The sequence below is a fragment of the Paenibacillus sp. FSL H8-0079 genome, assembly GCF_037991315.1.
Classification (GTDB): domain Bacteria; phylum Bacillota; class Bacilli; order Paenibacillales; family Paenibacillaceae; genus Paenibacillus.
This window is the reverse complement of record NZ_CP150300.1, coordinates 2811282-2827487: the sequence shown is the minus strand read 5'-3', so window position 1 is coordinate 2827487 and position 16206 is coordinate 2811282. Positions and strand designations below refer to the sequence as shown.

The 16206-nt window shown below is 43.3% G+C and carries 13 protein-coding genes; 3 read left to right on the top strand and 10 right to left on the bottom strand.

Annotation, left to right across the window (positions count from 1 at the left end; translation table 11 throughout):
* Positions 1 to 14: 14 nt before the first annotated feature.
* The 5 genes from MHI06_RS12855 to MHI06_RS12835 all read right to left on the bottom strand — a co-directional run bounded on the left by MHI06_RS12855 (position 15) and on the right by MHI06_RS12835 (position 9347).
* Positions 15 to 1238, bottom strand: a complete 1224-nt coding sequence (locus tag MHI06_RS12855) for an MFS transporter (RefSeq protein ID WP_340401712.1) — start codon at positions 1236 to 1238, stop codon at positions 15 to 17.
* 43 nt (positions 1239 to 1281) lie between these two features.
* Positions 1282 to 2340 (bottom strand): ROK family protein, encoded by a 1059-nt coding sequence (locus tag MHI06_RS12850; RefSeq protein WP_340401711.1) that lies wholly within the window; start codon positions 2338 to 2340, stop codon positions 1282 to 1284.
* A 34-nt stretch (positions 2341 to 2374) separates the two neighbouring features.
* Positions 2375 to 3595, bottom strand: coding sequence for an ROK family transcriptional regulator (locus tag MHI06_RS12845; protein ID WP_340401710.1), 1221 nt, complete (start codon positions 3593 to 3595; stop codon positions 2375 to 2377).
* A gap of 804 nt (positions 3596 to 4399) precedes the next feature.
* Positions 4400 to 7477 carry an S-layer homology domain-containing protein gene (locus MHI06_RS12840; RefSeq protein ID WP_340401709.1) on the bottom strand — a complete coding sequence of 1026 codons (3078 nt, stop codon included), beginning with the start codon at positions 7475 to 7477 and terminating at the stop codon, positions 4400 to 4402.
* 1030 nt (positions 7478 to 8507) lie between these two features.
* Entirely contained in the window at positions 8508 to 9347 is an 840-nt protein-coding gene (locus MHI06_RS12835; RefSeq protein ID WP_340402106.1) for a YitT family protein, read from the bottom strand.
* 376 nt (positions 9348 to 9723) lie between these two features.
* Between MHI06_RS12835 and MHI06_RS12830 the strand changes: the two genes are divergently transcribed.
* The 3 genes from MHI06_RS12830 (at position 9724) to MHI06_RS12820 (ending at position 12619) form a co-directional block, all read left to right on the top strand.
* On the top strand, positions 9724 to 10782 hold the full coding sequence (locus MHI06_RS12830; protein WP_169481704.1) for a fatty acid desaturase: 1059 nt from the start codon (positions 9724 to 9726) through the stop codon (positions 10780 to 10782).
* 92 nt (positions 10783 to 10874) lie between these two features.
* Positions 10875 to 12023: a sensor histidine kinase gene (locus MHI06_RS12825; RefSeq protein ID WP_169481795.1), complete on the top strand. Its 1149-nt coding sequence runs from the start codon at positions 10875 to 10877 to the stop codon at positions 12021 to 12023.
* Positions 12020 to 12619: a response regulator transcription factor gene (locus MHI06_RS12820; protein WP_169481703.1), complete on the top strand. Its 600-nt coding sequence runs from the start codon at positions 12020 to 12022 to the stop codon at positions 12617 to 12619. The genes MHI06_RS12825 and MHI06_RS12820 overlap by 4 nt, the downstream gene beginning before the upstream one ends.
* A gap of 182 nt (positions 12620 to 12801) precedes the next feature.
* Here MHI06_RS12820 and MHI06_RS12815 read toward each other — a convergent pair whose 3' ends face one another.
* The 5 genes from MHI06_RS12815 to MHI06_RS12795 form a co-directional block, all read right to left on the bottom strand.
* Positions 12802 to 13713 carry a hypothetical protein gene (locus MHI06_RS12815; RefSeq protein WP_340401707.1) on the bottom strand — a complete coding sequence of 304 codons (912 nt, stop codon included), beginning with the start codon at positions 13711 to 13713 and terminating at the stop codon, positions 12802 to 12804.
* A gap of 78 nt (positions 13714 to 13791) precedes the next feature.
* Complete coding sequence (locus MHI06_RS12810; RefSeq protein ID WP_169481701.1) at positions 13792 to 14532, bottom strand: polysaccharide deacetylase family protein; 741 nt, start codon at positions 14530 to 14532, stop codon at positions 13792 to 13794.
* Positions 14533 to 14951: 419 nt separating this feature from the next.
* Positions 14952 to 15455 carry a ferritin gene (locus MHI06_RS12805; RefSeq protein WP_062834066.1) on the bottom strand — a complete coding sequence of 168 codons (504 nt, stop codon included), beginning with the start codon at positions 15453 to 15455 and terminating at the stop codon, positions 14952 to 14954.
* 156 nt (positions 15456 to 15611) lie between these two features.
* Positions 15612 to 15731 carry a hypothetical protein gene (locus MHI06_RS12800; RefSeq protein WP_024631887.1) on the bottom strand — a complete coding sequence of 40 codons (120 nt, stop codon included), beginning with the start codon at positions 15729 to 15731 and terminating at the stop codon, positions 15612 to 15614.
* A gap of 100 nt (positions 15732 to 15831) precedes the next feature.
* Positions 15832 to 16089 (bottom strand): YolD-like family protein, encoded by a 258-nt coding sequence (locus MHI06_RS12795; protein ID WP_036608707.1) that lies wholly within the window; start codon positions 16087 to 16089, stop codon positions 15832 to 15834.
* Positions 16090 to 16206 lie beyond the last annotated feature (117 nt).

The window sequence follows — 16206 nt, the reverse complement described above, 5'->3', positions numbered from 1 at the left end:
AACTCCTTCCATCTCTATTCTAATGAGTATGATCTTCTCTGTTCTTTGGCCTGCCTGCTGACAATATACAGAATCACTGATCCTAGTGCCGCACTGATCGTGCAAGACAGATACATCAATGACGGACCGCCGGAATCGAGTAAATATCCGTTAAGCATATTACCAACAATTCCGCCCAGGCCAGCAAATACCATGTTAAATAGACTTTGTCCTGTGGCCTGCATCTCTCGTCCCGTAACAGAAGCCACATATTCCACTGCTGCGATATAGAAGAATCCGAAGGATAGTCCATGCAGCACCTGAACGCCAATCATCACCTCAGGTGTCGGCCATAACCATTGTATTCCCCAACGTAACATATACGCCCCAGCTGCAAACAACATCGTGCGTTCATGTCCCCATTTTCGGAGTATGAATGCCGCTACCAACATGGATGGAACATTGGTAATCGACGCAAGTAACAGCGCCGTACCTGTCATGGTCACAGAACCGCCAGCCATCTGAAATGAAATAACGAAAAAGGAGTTAAACGCAGTGAGCGTTTGGTTAACCAGGAAACAACCTGTTAGAAATAGAAGGAATGTCCGGTTTCGGAGCAATCTTGCCAAACCTACGGAGAAGGTTACCGAGGACGAGGATATGCTCGTCTGCCGGGGAAGTGTACTTGCCAGTATGGCGCTCAGAACGTTAAACATCAGAAATGGCAGCCATAACATGTGAATGGAAAACTGGGAGAGATACATCCCTGCTGCGAATCCACCAACTCCCGTTCCGATGCTGCCGAAGAGTCGGATCATGCCATATGAGGTATTGGCTGCCCTCGCGGCGGTAACCGCATAGGAGTCAGCCACAGGTATCTGAGTCACTTGGAATATAGTGCATAAAGTATAAATCAATATTAATATAATGTACACTTGAATATTGTAGAAGTACGCTAACGATGCAGGAACAAGCAAGCTTATTACCAGTACGAACCGTGTCTTTTTAAACTTATCTACCAGAATTCCCCATATAGGTTGAAGAATAATAGATACGAGTGTGCCAAACGCCATGATAAATCCGGTTTCTTTACTGGAAAAACCTTGTGCAACCAATATGGGATTAATGTACGGGTTAAACATTCCTCCCGCAAGTCCCATAAACAGATATAGGCCCTGCAATTTGAGTAAAACACGTCTTGCATCATTGGAATCGGCTTTTGTTTTCTCTGTGTAAGCCTTCATATGTCTGCTTCTCATCCGGATCTCCATCCTTTAATTCTGTAGTCGCTTCGCCTATTCTCTATTGATACGTCCGTGCTAGACTTGACCTGATTGCAGCCAATGCCCCGATCGCGCCTGCTTGGTTCCCTAGTTCAGCTATAGCTAAACGTGCAGGCAGAACAGTATATCGTTCAAGGCGTGTACGTACTTCATTTAGATAATAGGATGGGTTGGATGCTGCCACGCCACCACCGATCACAATTATGGAAGGATTAAGTAAAGCTATAATATTCGCCAAGCCTCGTGCCATATAACGCATGGGCAGCTCCAGGATTTCCAGTGCAGCAATATCACCTGATTCAGCTGCTTTGAATACATGTCTGGCTTCGATCTGTTCCACTTTCTCCCCTGCCAGACTCATGATCAGGGATATATCACTTCCTTTTCCATCTGCAAAATAACGCCTCGCCTGTTCGGTAATTCCCGTACCTGAAGTCGCTTGCTCGAATACACCAAAGGAATCCGCATCCGCAACGTAACCGGTATGAAGCCCTTCGTCTCCGGCAATGAAATGCCCAATCTCGCCTGCTGCTCCATTCTGACCGCTATACAGCTGTCCATTCAGGATAAGAGCAGAACCAATGCCTGTTCCAACCGTGACCATGACACAGTGTTGATGTCCCTGTGCTGCCCCTTGATCATATTCTCCCATTGCAGCCATATTCACATCATTATCCAACATGATATTCCCGCTGTAATACTTCGCAATAACAGGGCGAATATCTAGCTCAGGCCACTGAAAAGCCGGAGCACTTCGCAGTATTCCCTCATCTTGCAGAATCACACCAGGGAACCCCAAGCCTGCACCCGAAAGTTGATCCAGACTGCATCCAACTTCGCGGCAGAATGTTTCCAATTCAGCAAATAACCATTGGAAGAACTCATCCGGCTGATCACTGACAAGCGTAGGCAAGCGACGTTCATGAACTTCACTTCCAGCCTGTTGTGATGACAAGAGCATTAATGTTTTGGTGCCTCCAATGTCAATACCTGCAATCCAGCCGGATGGATCACCTCCAACCGTACCATCCTGATTAGACTGGCGATCATTACTTACATTTTTCACGGATTCTGTCATCCCGTTTCCCTCCTTACATGTGTAAATCCAATATCTATTCCATGGCTTCCTGTTGCAGATTTAGCATCGTTTGTTGTACAGCCACCTGCACCGCGCCAGTGACAACAGCCTGCTCACCGAGCTTGGAACAGATTAACTGTGGCTGCACCGGGAATTGCTCAGATATGTTCTGTCTCAATAACGGTAACAACACATCCCCGTTTCCCCCTATGCCTCCGCCAAGTACAATCAGTTCAGGAGCAAGCACAACGCTAATCTGACGCAAAGCTGAAGCAATCATCTGGCTATACTGCTTTAGAATCTCTAACGCCTCTACTTCTCCACTACGTGCTGCTTCAAACAACATCTCGGGAGTCAGGTGTCTCCGAAGATCATCTGCATCTGCATTTATATCCACACCCGAATCAGCAACTTCCAATAGTTCATCATGTGGATTAAGGTAGCGTTTCGCCAATTGCATCAGACCATCGGCTGACAGCACTTCCTCCAGACGACGACCATCCTCCATCAGCATCTCCGCAATCTCTCCAGTTAACCCACCAAGACCTCGAAGCAGTTGACCATGCACCATGATGCCAGCGCCCGTTCCTGTTCCAATGGAGAAAAAAACAAACAAAGGACAACCTGCTGCTGCACCAGTCCTGTACTCCCCCAGCGCCGCAAGATTCACATCATTCTCCAGGATTACTTCACAGGGAAATGCTCCTGACAACGACTCCAGTGAGAAGGCTTGTTCCAGACCCGCTAACGGGTCCACAATACGATTAATGCGACCCAAATCAGGCAGTACTACACCCGGTATGCCGAACCCGATGCACTGAATCTGATTCCAGTTCAGATGATTCTCGTCAAGCAATGCGTTCATATGGCTTCGAAGCAGCTCCAACATTGTCGCTTCTGCTCGGTCATTGGCTGCTTGGACTATCATGGGATACGTTCGATAGGCGATGATCTCTCCATTCAGATCGGATAATGCGATCCGAATGCGTGTTGCTCCGAGATCTATACCACAGACATAATAAGCCGTTTCATTGAAACGAATGAGCGTTGCTTTGCGACCCTGAGCGTTGTCGGCTCTCCCCGTTTCCTTGACCAGATTACGATCAATCAGATGTTCGACCGCCGACGACACCGTGGGTTTACTAAGTCCGGTCTGACGGCTGATATCCGCTCTGGACATGGTTCCCTGCGTTATCAGAGCATCCATAATCAGATTTTCATTCAGATTGCGGATATATTGCGGTGTGCCAGCCATGTTATCCCCTCCTTTTATAGTTAGCATTTTGCATAATTCGATTAAAGTCGCTCTCGGGTACAAAATATAGACGAATAACACCGTTTCGATCTATATTTTGCTGATTGTAAAACGCTCTTGGAAATTATGCTAAATGCTTAGTTAGTTAAGTTTATTAACAAATTGATTAAATTCAATATATCACCGCCTTTTGGGAGTGTACAGCTTTTTATGCTCCAATAGATGACATGATATTCCCACATTCTCCGTGTCCTATTCAAATCAATCCTTGTCTAAGATCACAAGTTCAGGTCCCCCCCCCCGCATGATCGCAACTGCACTAGATGTTAGTTTTACTCGTGGTTCTATCTCCGTTCGGCCATGCGAATATTTTAGAGTTCACTCTCTGCTCCGAGCAGGTCAATCTACGCTTCAAGTCTCACGTTCTTTTCTCACCAGCACAATTTCGGGTTTATAACCTAAATGTCCTTTATTATTATATATTTCACTCTCCAATGTTTAGCAACTGGTTGATCCGAGTCATTCCAAGGACCTCCCCATCTAAAACCACAAGCTTTTCTTACATACTTCTTGTAATTTAGAGGTGCTTGAACTTATCAGTATACGTAATCCCTTCGGCTTATACTGATTACTCATTATAGATTTTCGGGAAGTTGTTTCATTCTATTGTTATAAATAATTTATGGGTAATCTCCATTATTGGATCCATTTAACATACAACAAAAATACCTCATAGAGCGACTTTTTTTAAGGGTCTCTATGAGGTACCGTGTAATTTGATCTAGTTTTATTTATTCGTTTCTTTTACTCCTGATAGACAACTATACTTACATTAGAATTGTTATCTTCTGGCGTACTTGCTGTAAAAATGACATTATGATCCATCGTGGTGACATTCCACCCAGCCATTGAATTCTCAAATGCAGAACCAATTTTCTCAGCCAGTCCATTTAATGTCTCTGTTCCTGACAATCTTAAACGTTTGGAAACTTCATTCGTACCGTCTCGAAATACAACTCTAATAATCCCTGGCTCGCTGAGGCCAGAATCAATTTTTAAACTTACAGCTTGCTTTACGCCTGCAAACGTCTCCGATCCTGGTGTAGTAATCGAGCTTGATACCAATCCAATACCTGTTGTAGCTTCCACGATTGCCACGGATAGTTTAGGATTATTATCCGAAGGTGCTCGGGCTGTAAATATAACATTTCTATCATTTGACGTAGCGTTCCAATCAACTAAAGACGTGTTAAATGCCCAAGCTATCTTCGTTGCTACTTCGGCAGCAGTTTCTGTACCTATTAATTCAATATCTTTAAGAATGGTTGTGCTACCGTCTGTAAATGTAGCGGTAATCGTTCCGGCAGCTGTAGCCCCTGAATCTATCACTAAGGTAGCCACTTGTGCTTCGCCAGTAGGGTATGGAGCTCCTACGGTCGTTATTGTACTATCTGGCATGCCAATTCCTGTGTTTAATCCCGAAAGTCTCGCCATAGCTTTTATGTTATTCTCTGCCGGAAACTCGGCTGTAAAAATTACATCTGAGCCCCGTGAAGAAACGATCCAATTCGGAATCGTGCTCCCGAATGCTGCTGCTATCTTGTCAGCAAGATCACTTCCTGTTTCAGGACTTCCCATCATAGACACATAAGCTGTCCACGAGGAGACTCCATCCGTGAATTTGACGCCTATCGGCCCATGATCACTCTCTGAATTGGGGAGACGCAGCTTAATTACTTGGGATGTGTTTGTCGCAAGATTTCCTGGAACTTCAAGTGTACTTGAAGGTGCCCCTACTCCTGAGGGTTCCAAAGCGTATATTCGAACATTTTCGTTATTAGTACCTGGCGATTGTGATGTGAAATGTACTCGAGTCCCATCAGCTTCTGCACCCCAACCCGTTACGGATGTTCCATACGCGACTGCTATTTTAAATGCTACTTCAGCCGCTGTTTCTGTTCCCAAGATGTAGATATTTTTTTGAACCGGCACTCCTCCATCTGTAAAATAAACATTATATGAACCCGGAGCCGTTGCACCGTTCTCTACAACCAGTGTTGCTACTTGAGCTGTACCCTGTAATGGCGCTGTTCCTACAGATGTAATCGAACTATCTGGCATACCAATTCCTGTGTTTAATCCTGAAAGTCTCGCCATAGCTTTTATGTTATTCTCTACTGGAAACTCGGCTGTAAAAATCACTTCTGAGCCCCGTGAAGAAACGATCCAATTCGGAATCGTGCTCCCGAATGCTGCTACTATCTTGTCAGCAAGATCACTTCCTGTTTCAGGACTTCCCATCATAGAGACATAGGCTGTCCACGAGGAGACTCCATCCGTGAATTTGACGCCTATCGGCCCATGATCACTCTCTGAATTGGGAAGACGCAGCTTAATTACTTGGGATGTGTTGGTTGCAGGATTTCCTGGAACTTCAAGTGTACTTGAAGGTGCCCCTACTCCTGAGGGTTCCAAAGCGTATATTCGAACATTTTCGTTATTAGTACCTGGCGTTTGCGATGTGAAATGTACTCGAGTCCCATCAGCATCTGCACCCCAACCCGCTACGGATGTTCCAAACGCGACTGCTATTTTAGATGCTACTTCAGCCGCTGTTTCTGTTCCCAACATGTAGATATTTTTTTGAACTGGCACTCCTCCATCTGTAAAATAAACATTATATGAACCCGGAGCCGTTGCACCGTTCTCTATAACCAGTGTTGCTACTTGAGCTGTACCTGAATTGTTATAAATACTACCTGGGACAGTAATGACACTACCACTAGAGACCACCCCCGTCGTTATGCTTTCCAAGGTAACTTTAACAAGTTCGTTGTTAACGGTTGGATTTACTGCTGAGAAATAAATGCTTGCGAGCTCAACATTCACATTCCATCCTGTTAACACATTCTCAAACGCTCTAGCGACTTTAACAGCTACCTCAGAATCCATTTCAGTTCCATTGAGTTCTACATCAACGGTCACTGGATTTACTCCATCCGTAAATGTAGCACGCAATGAACCTGCCGTATCTGCACCACTTGTAATTGTCAGAGTGGCAACTTGAGATATGCCTTGAACGGCTTTGACTCCTTCGGTGGTGATTAATGTGGAGGTCTTCACTCCAGTAGTAATCGAAGGTGAACCGGATCCATTAGATGTACTGTTTGAATCTAAACTTAAACTCGCAGTAGGTATAGATAGTGAAGGTATATTATCGTTATCTTCACTTTCTGTTTCTTGTTCTTGTTCTTGTTCTTGTTCTTTAATCAAGCTTATCGCTTTATCCAACATCACAACTGCCTCAGCTCGCGTAATTGGAGATGCCGGTTTGAATGAACCATTTGTATAACCAGTAATGATATATTTTGAGAATGTAGCACCTATGGCACCCTTACTCCAATATGTAAATTCTGGAGAATCCTTAAACGCTAAAGCTGCTTTTTCATTACTAGGTAATTTCAGTAAGTCTGCTACAATAACTGCAGCTTCTTGACGGCTTATCGGTTTAGAAGTACGAATAGTTTGATCTTTATAACCTTGTATGTAACCTGCTTTTACCGCTTTTTGCACTTCTAGATAGCTCCAATTTGAAGACGGCAAGTCTGTGAAATGTAGTTCTTCTACTTCATTAAAATCGAACTGACGATTAACCAATGCCATAAATTCTCCACGTGTAATTACATTGTTGGGTTTAAGTGTTTGGTCAGAATATCCTTTAATCAGCCCTTCTGAAAGCCATTTATTAAAAGTATGTTCTGCCCAATGTCCTTCAATATCCAAATGGGCTTTCTCCCCATATGCAACTCCACCGATCAAGGATACAAAACTTGTAGCTAATATAAATATACTTACTTTTTTAGTCATTTTTCTTAAAAACATATACTGCCTCCAGTTCAAATTAAAAAAATCAATAAAATCGACTATATTAGAATTTGTCTCTCTCCCTATACTCCCCATTACAGAGATTTTGGATTAAAGCATTACATTCAATTATCTACCTTTTTTCAAGGCTATATTTCTATAACGACTATACTAACTCATTAGTAACTTGTTGAGTCCAAATTATGCACTGAAATTCCTGAATCCTCTTTTCATTAAAATGCTCTAAAGCGATTAACCAATTATCCTTTTTACGTATAGATACTAAAAACATACCACACAAGAAAATAAAAAGAGGCTCACTTTCTTCTAATGCATACTCTTGATCGTAATCGAAAATTACAATCTTGGTACAGCAGTTCGAAGATCACACTCATTATTAAGCGATAACATACTAATTAAGGAAACTTTTTATATCCCCCTCTTCCCTCCATCATAGATAACGATACAATCATCATCATTCGTATTATGCACCTCCACAACCATGCGCTGTTCCCACACTAGGAGATACTAACTCCTATTCTACGTGCCCAACTCACAGCATGTTTAATATTCATTCTCTCTCTTCAGTTATTAATTCAAACGCTTCGTAAATCGTTGATATATCGTACTCATAACGCTTCTAGCCTCTCTCCCTTATAATGTTACAAATACTATTTCGACATCAGGGAAACAATTACCTTCATATAGGTTGCCCCAGAAAGTTATTTCATCAAGCAAGAGCACTTTATGTCCATTCTGACTGGCATGGGTAATCCGGAATATAACGTAATAACATCGGAAACAAGTTTGCTTATTATTTGATGGGGAGTCCAAAAAGTTCTACAATTTCAGATCTTGACGCAAAGTACACTTTATACGGACATTATGGAAAGTAACCAGGTGTTGTGATTTGTGTTCTTGGAGAAGTTTATGAAGTAAGCTCAAAACCATCTATGGGTCGGATTAAGTTCAGTATCACCCCACATCATCGCAACAAAAAAAGCTGCAGTGAGCTTTCACCGCAACTTCTTTCTTCTATATAAGTGTATCAAGTTTTGGAGAGTTCAATGAATCCCTCACCGAATACATCACGCACATCATGAATGGTGATAAAAGCAATCTCGTCTTCTGCTCGTACAATCTTCTTCAGCATGGAAACTTCTTGCTTGCTAATCACAATGTATAGAATTTCTTTCTTATTTTTCGTGTAATAGCCATGACCGGACAGGACGGTTACTCCGCGGTCCATCTTCTCAATGACTTGCTTCGCGATTTCATCCTGTTTGGAAGAAATAATCATAACGGCTTTTTTCGGATTGAGTCCTTCGATAATGAACTCCATCGTTTTGGTTCCGACAAACAGCAAGACAATGGTACACATTAACCCTTGTGGTCCAATGATGAAGTATGAAGAAAAGGCCACAATCAGATCGAAAAACAGAAGTCCGTAACTGATATTCCAATCCAGATATTTGTTGGCAAGTCGGGCCAAGATCACTGTCCCCGCCGTTGTTCCTCCCACTCTAACAATTAAGCCAATACCAAGACCGGCAAATACACCAGCAAAGATGGTGTTAATCCATAGTTCATCCGATGCAATCGTCCAGTTCTCCGTCAGATGCAGGAACAATGAGTTGAATACGACCGCAATAATCGTATACACCGTAGTCGTTTTATCAAGAAACCGATATCCCACAATTAACAAAATACCGTTCAGGATCAAGTTCATCAGTCCAGGAGACCATTCAAACAGGTAATACAAAATAATCGTGATACCCGTTACGCCGCCTTCACCCAAGTCGTTCGGGATGACGAACAGGTTCACCGCCAGTGCAAACAGAAATGCACCTGCCATAATAAATAGAATATCCGTAATTCGTTTCTTCATCATGCATTCCATCCAATCCATCAGAAATCAACTTAATCGACCCGTCTCATAAGTTGTCATAATCACTCAAAGATAGATTTTACCATGCCCACAACAAAATTTGTATACATAATACAAATTGTTGCGTGATTTGTGCAAAGGAATTTACAAAACCGTCCTCTTTTCTCTTCTGCAAAGCCATTCACCATCATGCACCCATGACAAATGTCATGGGTCATCATTGATATTCATCATTATAGAAGGCTGACGTTTGTGACTTACTGTCATGGTCGGTTTGTTTTACAATGATAAAAACGCTTCCTAAAGGAAAGTTCTACCGGGAAACGCCAAGTTGTAGCTGACTACAGCTATAACGATTGAAGGAGGACAAACGTCAATGAGCAGAAACAAAGAAATGGCGCTAAAAAAAGAAGTCACCCCTTACGAAAAAAATGATCTCAGATTAAGTATCCGACAGTTAATCAATACATTGCTCCCGCTCTTCTTGCTATGGGCTGCAGCTTACTTTAGCTTATCGGTTTCCTACTGGCTTACCTTCCCGATTGCCCTGGTGGCATCCGGATTTGTACTACGGACATTCATTATCTTCCATGACTGCTGTCATGGCTCATTCTTTAAAAGCAAACGTGCCAACGATATTCTCGGTACCATTACAGGTGTATTAACCGTAACACCTTATCAACAATGGAAAGCCGAGCATTCCATCCATCACGCAACCAGCAGTAATCTCGACAAACGTGGTGTAGGCGATATCTGGGTTATGACCGTTGACGAATACAAAGAAGCTTCCTTTTGGGGTCGTATGTTCTACCGCATTTATCGTAATCCGTTTGTATTGTTTTGTATTGGACCCATCTATGTGTTCCTTCTCGCGTATCGCTTTAACCGCAAAGGCGCAAGACGTAAAGAACGTATTAATACTCATTTGACTACGGTATTGATCGTTGCGCTATATGCTGCCATGTGTTGGTTAGTTGGCTGGCAAGCTTTTGTTATGGTGCAAGCACCTATATTCTTCTTCTCCGGTTTCTTCGGAATTTGGTTGTTCTACGTTCAGCATCAGTTTGAAGAAACGTACTTTGAACATGAAGATGAATGGAGTTATGTAAAAGCAGCGGTTGAAGGCAGTTCTTATTACAAATTGCCAAAATTATTGCAATGGATCAGTGGTAACATCGGGTTCCATCATGTTCATCACTTGAGCCCGCGTGTACCGAACTATTTCCTGGAAGAGGCACATAATGCAACACCGCCTTTGCAAAAAGCAACGACTATTACACTACGTTCCAGTCTGGTTGCCCTGCGCTTCCGCTTATGGGACGAAGATTCCAAACAATTTATTAGTTTCAGACAGCTCAAAAGCTTATCCCGCAAGCCGTATGTTCAACCGCCTATCCGAGTAACCAATCCAGCGGGTCTGACAGAGAAGCCTTAACTCTGTCGGATTCGTTTTCTTGTATTCAGGCTAAAGTCGTGCTACAGTCAGGCTAAGTTTGAGTACATTGCAAGTTGAGGAGGAGAATTTCCATTCAAAAGTGGATGCAGATTTTTTATAAAAATACAGGGTTGAACCCTTATGTATGGCTTGTCTTTTTCATCCTGCCCTTCTATTACATTTCACAATATTCCAAATTATGGACAATGGTAACTGGCATTGTAATCATTCTCGTCTTTTTCGTCTGTTATTTGCTCGCCTTCATCACCAAGGGTTGGCAAGTGTACATGTGGATTGGACTGCTCATTGCGATATCCATTACGATGACGATCGCCTATGATTATGCCTATTTCTCATTGTTTCTTGCTTTTTTTATTGGCAATATTAAAAATAAAGCCGGTTTCTTCACCCTCTATTCGGTGAATTTGGGAGCCAGCTTCCTAACCATTAATTATGGTTTTATCAATCAGAGTTCATTGCTCGTGAGTCAGTTCCCGTTTGTATTCATCAGCTTAATGGCGTCCATCCTGCTTCCAATCAGTACGTATAATAAAAATAAGACTGAGCAATTGGAAGGCCAATTGGAGAATGCCAACAAACGACTCGATGATCTCGTAAAAATGGAAGAACGTCAACGTATTGCTCGTGACCTGCACGATACGCTTGGACAGAAACTCTCTCTAATCGGGCTCAAAACCGATCTCGCAAAGCGGCTGCTCCGCAGTAATCCCGATCAAGCCGAGATCGAATTGAACGACCTCAGACAAACGGCAAGCACAGCTCTGAAGGAAGTACGCGAAATGGTAACGACCATGCGTGGTACGCAATTGGTCGATGAACTGTTCCGGGCGGAGCAGATTCTGAAGGCCGCTTCGATTGAATTTGCGCTGGAAGGCAATCCTAAGCTGCAAGACACGTCACAATTGAATGAAAATGTGCTCGGCATGTGTTTGAAAGAAGCCGTCACCAATGTCGTTAAACACAGTCAGGCAACAACATGTACCATCATAATTGAAGAGACACCCGCCGATAATGTCCTAACTGTACAGGATAATGGCGTTGGGATAGAACGAACTCGTAAACAAGAACGACGTGGAACGGGAATCTTGGGAATGAAAGAACGACTTGAATTCGTCAATGGTTGTCTGGATATTCGATCTAATACAAACATCGAGGGTACAGCCATCATTATTCATGTTCCCAAGCTCGTCCGCAAACCGATAAAGGAGGCAGAATCATGATTAGAATTGTAATCGCAGAAGATCAGCGCATGATGCTCGGTGCCTTGTCTTCCCTGCTTAATCTGGAGGAAGATATGGAAGTTGTCGGACGTGCCAGCAATGGCCAGGAAGCCCTTTCCCTTGTCCAAGAGCTTACACCCGACATCTGTCTGATGGATATAGAAATGCCCGTGAAGAGCGGCCTCGAAGCGGCAGAAGAACTCAAAGGAATGAGCTGCAAGGTCATTATTCTGACCACTTTTGCCCGGACCGGTTATTTTGAACGTGCCCTGAAGGGTGGTGTCCGTGGCTACCTGCTTAAAGACAGTCCTATTGAAGAACTTGCCGAGGCGATCCGCCAAGTCATGAATGGCAGACGCATCTTCGCTCCCGACTTGGTCGATGAGGCTTATGTCGAAGAGAATCCGCTGACTGAACGGGAGAACGCCGTACTCGGCCTCATGGCAGACGGGAAGAACACAAAGGAAATTGCCGGACATCTGTTCATCACAACGGGTACGGTGCGTAACTACATCTCCATCATTCTCAACAAGTTAAATGCCAGTAACCGCATTGAAGCCATCACGCGTTCCAAGGAAAAAGGGTGGTTCAAATGAAAGTACCGCTTTAACCCATTGAAACATAAATAAGCATGTAGCTCGGCTGCACAAGTCAGTCATAATAACATGCTCGAAATAAAAGCTTGGCCCAGGAAAACACTTCTTGGGCCAAGCTTTTTATGTTTATTATAATAATCTGATATTCACTTCTTGTATATTTCAGAATATCAATGAGATGCTCAAGATTTCACAGATACAGCCATACCAAGGGCTTCTAGTGGCATTTGATCGGTCTTGAGCTGGTGAATTTGATGACCGTCCTGCCATGAGATCGTTACACGAACAGACTTTCCTCCACTTGGGTATTCCACGTTGATATACCCTTTATCTTTCGGTACAGGCAATGTATGTGACTCCAGATACTCCACTATTTTCTTCGCAATACCTGGATTATTCATTTTATCTTCGGAAACCGAGCGAATCTGTAACGTCCATCTTCCTTCTTGCCAAGTCAGATATTGACTGCCTGCCGCACCTTCACTCATGCCTTTAATCCCATGTCCCAGATCCACAGCCATGTCTGTTGGAATGTCTTTCAGGTCCGTCTCAGGGAAAATTTCTGTCAGATTCGGGTCCTTGTAGGTCTTCACTTCATAGGAAGCCAGTACAGGTATCTTACTGTCGGATGCAGTTAAAGATTGATCATTAATGGCAACAGACTGAGTCGTGGCGTAGAAGTTTACTTTAAACGCATCAGCAGTGTTGGACGGTATTGCCGCACCCAAATATTCGCCCTTCTCTAACGTAAAGGATGTGGGTAAAGATACATTCTTCATCGTCAACTGGTTACGAACTTGCTGGATTACCTCATTCACACCCACCTGACCATTGGTAGCTTGGTTGTCATTCGCCTTAGATCCTGATGTTTCTTCACCATCTGTTGTGCTCGTGTTTTCTTTGCTTCCCCCTTCATTTTCATTAGAAAAATCAGCACCTCCGCTTCCGGTCTGGGTCTGTTCACCCACTGTCGTTGTTGGAGAAGAGCCATTATCTGATGATGCATTATTCGAATCCGGTTCGCCACACCCTGCTAGAGCGAGTAACACGGCAGTCGTTACCGGAATGGTGATCCACAATGGTTGTTTCTTCATGATGTGTACCTCCTTGGTTGTAGCCAATCTGTAGTCTGGGTCTTTCTATCGACTGATTGAATTGGAAAATTAAAAAGATTAACGCTTGTCATTCCAGAAGTTAACCGGCTGTACTTTCTTGTTTAATACTTCAAAACGATACCCTTCTGCCTTCAATGTTTTCAACACTTGTGGCAGGACTTTCAACGTCGCTTCCTGGTCGTGCATAAGCACAACAGGCGTTGTTCCACTCTTTTGTACATTGTGAATCTGCTTCATTACACTGTTATAGACCTTCTGGTGATCCTTCTTGTATTTCCAGTCTTCCGAATCCACATTCCAATCCCACAGATGGAATCCACCCTGACCCAGCAACACATTGCGGAATGCCGGCTTGAGGTATGGTTTACTGCCGTATGGCGTACGAACGAGACTTGTTTTAACTCCGGCAACCTTATTCAGACTTACATTGGCCTGTTGCATCTCTTTCAATCCGCTGTAGGCGGATTTATAGAATTTGCTTGGAACGTGAGTCACACCATGCAGACCCAACCCATGCCCGTCAGCTACGATGCGTTTGGTAGCCTTCTGAAATTGCTCCATCTGAGGACCCAACATGAAGAACGTTGCCTTCGCATTATATTGATCGAGAATATCGAGTAACTGACCCGTGTGAGCGGTTGGCCCATCATCAAACGTCAGGTATATGATTTTGGAACTCGCTTTGCTTGCGCTATCCTTGGATGTAGCTGATTTGGCAGATACCGAATGCGGCAATAGTAGTGGAATGATTAGTAAAATAGCAAGTGTAGCCATGATAGATTTGCGAATATGTAACATAATTAAAATTCTCCCTTGTGTGTTATATTTCCCCGGGTGTCCATGTTGTTCTACCTTCATCCCTTGGCGATTAATCCTAATACTATCAAAGATAGCGGCTCTTGTTCTCGCTTCAAAGGCTACGGTAGAGTTACACTTTTGTCAGATAAACCTAAAATTTAATACGAATTTGATAGATTTGCGCAAAAAAAGAGATCCCGCCAGGATAGATCAATTGTGACATATCCTCTATTACCCATATTCAGGGTTTTGATAGACTTTTTCTCCGATTCAAGCATATCGATAAAATAACGAAATATCTTTGCATACAAAAAAAGCCTGCACAAAGTGCAAGCTTCTTCGTCTTCAATCAGCATAAGGTATCATGCTGTATGTAGATGATCTTTTGTCGCTGGAATCTTCCCGACTCTCACGTACAGTTATTCAGCAGGGGCAGTGAACGAACGTTTGCCAAACTCTGCATCCAGCATGTAGAAGGCATTGCTGTCTTTTTCGATGCGGCGCAGCTTCTGAATAATGTTGTCAAACAATGCTTCCTCTTCAACCTGCTCATCAATGAACCATTTCAGGAAATACATCGTCGCATGTTCACGTTCATTCAGGGCGATGTCAGCCAGATTGTAGAATTTTTTCGTGTTTTGTTGCTCGTGAGCATAACCATGCTCAAATACATCCAGCATCGAAGCATATTCATTCTTCGGTTCTGGCAATGCCGCAAGTGTAGCACGTTGTCCACGATCATTCAGGAATTTGTATATTTTCATGCCATGGAATCGCTCTTCTTCCGCTTGCACGATGAAGAAGTTCGCAAATCCATCCAGACTTTTGCTCGAACAATAGGCTGCCATAGCCAGATATACATGAGCGGAATAAAACTCAAAGTTCATCTGTTCATTTAAAGATTCTGTTAACTCTTTGCTCATTATCAAAACACCTCTTTCTTTCTCTAGGGATGGTTATATTCTAACATAACGTAAGCATGACTTACACCGATTTTCTACAAAATTCGCCAATGACTGAACGAACAAAAAAGCTCTGCCGCGATGGCAGAGCTTCTTTCATTCTTAAGAGATATGCAATTATACCAAGAACGCTTTGGAGATGATAACCAACAGGATGAACAGAACCAGAATGGCACCTACAGAAGTGAAACCTCCGTATCCGTAGCCTCTTGCTTCTCCACCTAATACTTCGCTCATTGACCGTACCTCCTCTGCAACAGGTATGGGTTATCTTATGCAGGAAGAACGACTTTGACAGGGCGGATGCCCTAATTATTCAAATGCTGTTTTTTTTCGTTCAGTACCGGGGAGATTGCACTCGCATGATGTCCAGAAAAGGTACCTTCGCCGTAAACTCTTCCTCTGTATACTCTACATGCACGAGTCGTGTGCGGGAGTCCATTTTGACGATAACTCCTTGCACCTGATCTTCTTTGCCCCATACCGTCAACAGTACTTCCGAACGTTCACGAAAGGCTTCAACCAGCTGATTTCCCAACTCTTCAAGTTCAAACTCATCCCGTGTAGGTCTTTTTGCTACTTTTGCTTTTGCCAATGTGGCTGCCTCCTCTACTCCGACGTCCCGATTCCACGGGTTGATTGCCGAGTTCGTATTCAATTAGTATACCATTCATTTACGTCCGTGTAATGTCATGGCACCCAAGATTGAACA

What these genes read in the sequence shown, in the direction of transcription:
- MHI06_RS12855 (WP_340401712.1), bottom strand. Translation starts at nt 1,238, where the DNA reads ATGAGAAGCAGACATATGAAGGCTTACACAGAGAAAACAAAAGCCGAT.
- MHI06_RS12850 (WP_340401711.1), bottom strand. Translation starts at nt 2,340, where the DNA reads ATGACAGAATCCGTGAAAAATGTAAGTAATGATCGCCAGTCTAATCAG.
- MHI06_RS12845 (WP_340401710.1), bottom strand. Translation starts at nt 3,595, where the DNA reads ATGGCTGGCACACCGCAATATATCCGCAATCTGAATGAAAATCTGATT.
- MHI06_RS12840 (WP_340401709.1), bottom strand. Translation starts at nt 7,477, where the DNA reads ATGTTTTTAAGAAAAATGACTAAAAAAGTAAGTATATTTATATTAGCT.
- MHI06_RS12835 (WP_340402106.1), bottom strand. Translation starts at nt 9,347, where the DNA reads ATGAAGAAACGAATTACGGATATTCTATTTATTATGGCAGGTGCATTT.
- MHI06_RS12830 (WP_169481704.1), top strand. Translation starts at nt 9,724, where the DNA reads ATGAGCAGAAACAAAGAAATGGCGCTAAAAAAAGAAGTCACCCCTTAC.
- MHI06_RS12820 (WP_169481703.1), top strand. Translation starts at nt 12,020, where the DNA reads ATGATTAGAATTGTAATCGCAGAAGATCAGCGCATGATGCTCGGTGCC.
- MHI06_RS12815 (WP_340401707.1), bottom strand. Translation starts at nt 13,713, where the DNA reads ATGAAGAAACAACCATTGTGGATCACCATTCCGGTAACGACTGCCGTG.
- MHI06_RS12810 (WP_169481701.1), bottom strand. Translation starts at nt 14,532, where the DNA reads ATGTTACATATTCGCAAATCTATCATGGCTACACTTGCTATTTTACTA.
- MHI06_RS12805 (WP_062834066.1), bottom strand. Translation starts at nt 15,455, where the DNA reads ATGAGCAAAGAGTTAACAGAATCTTTAAATGAACAGATGAACTTTGAG.
- MHI06_RS12800 (WP_024631887.1), bottom strand. Translation starts at nt 15,731, where the DNA reads ATGAGCGAAGTATTAGGTGGAGAAGCAAGAGGCTACGGATACGGAGGT.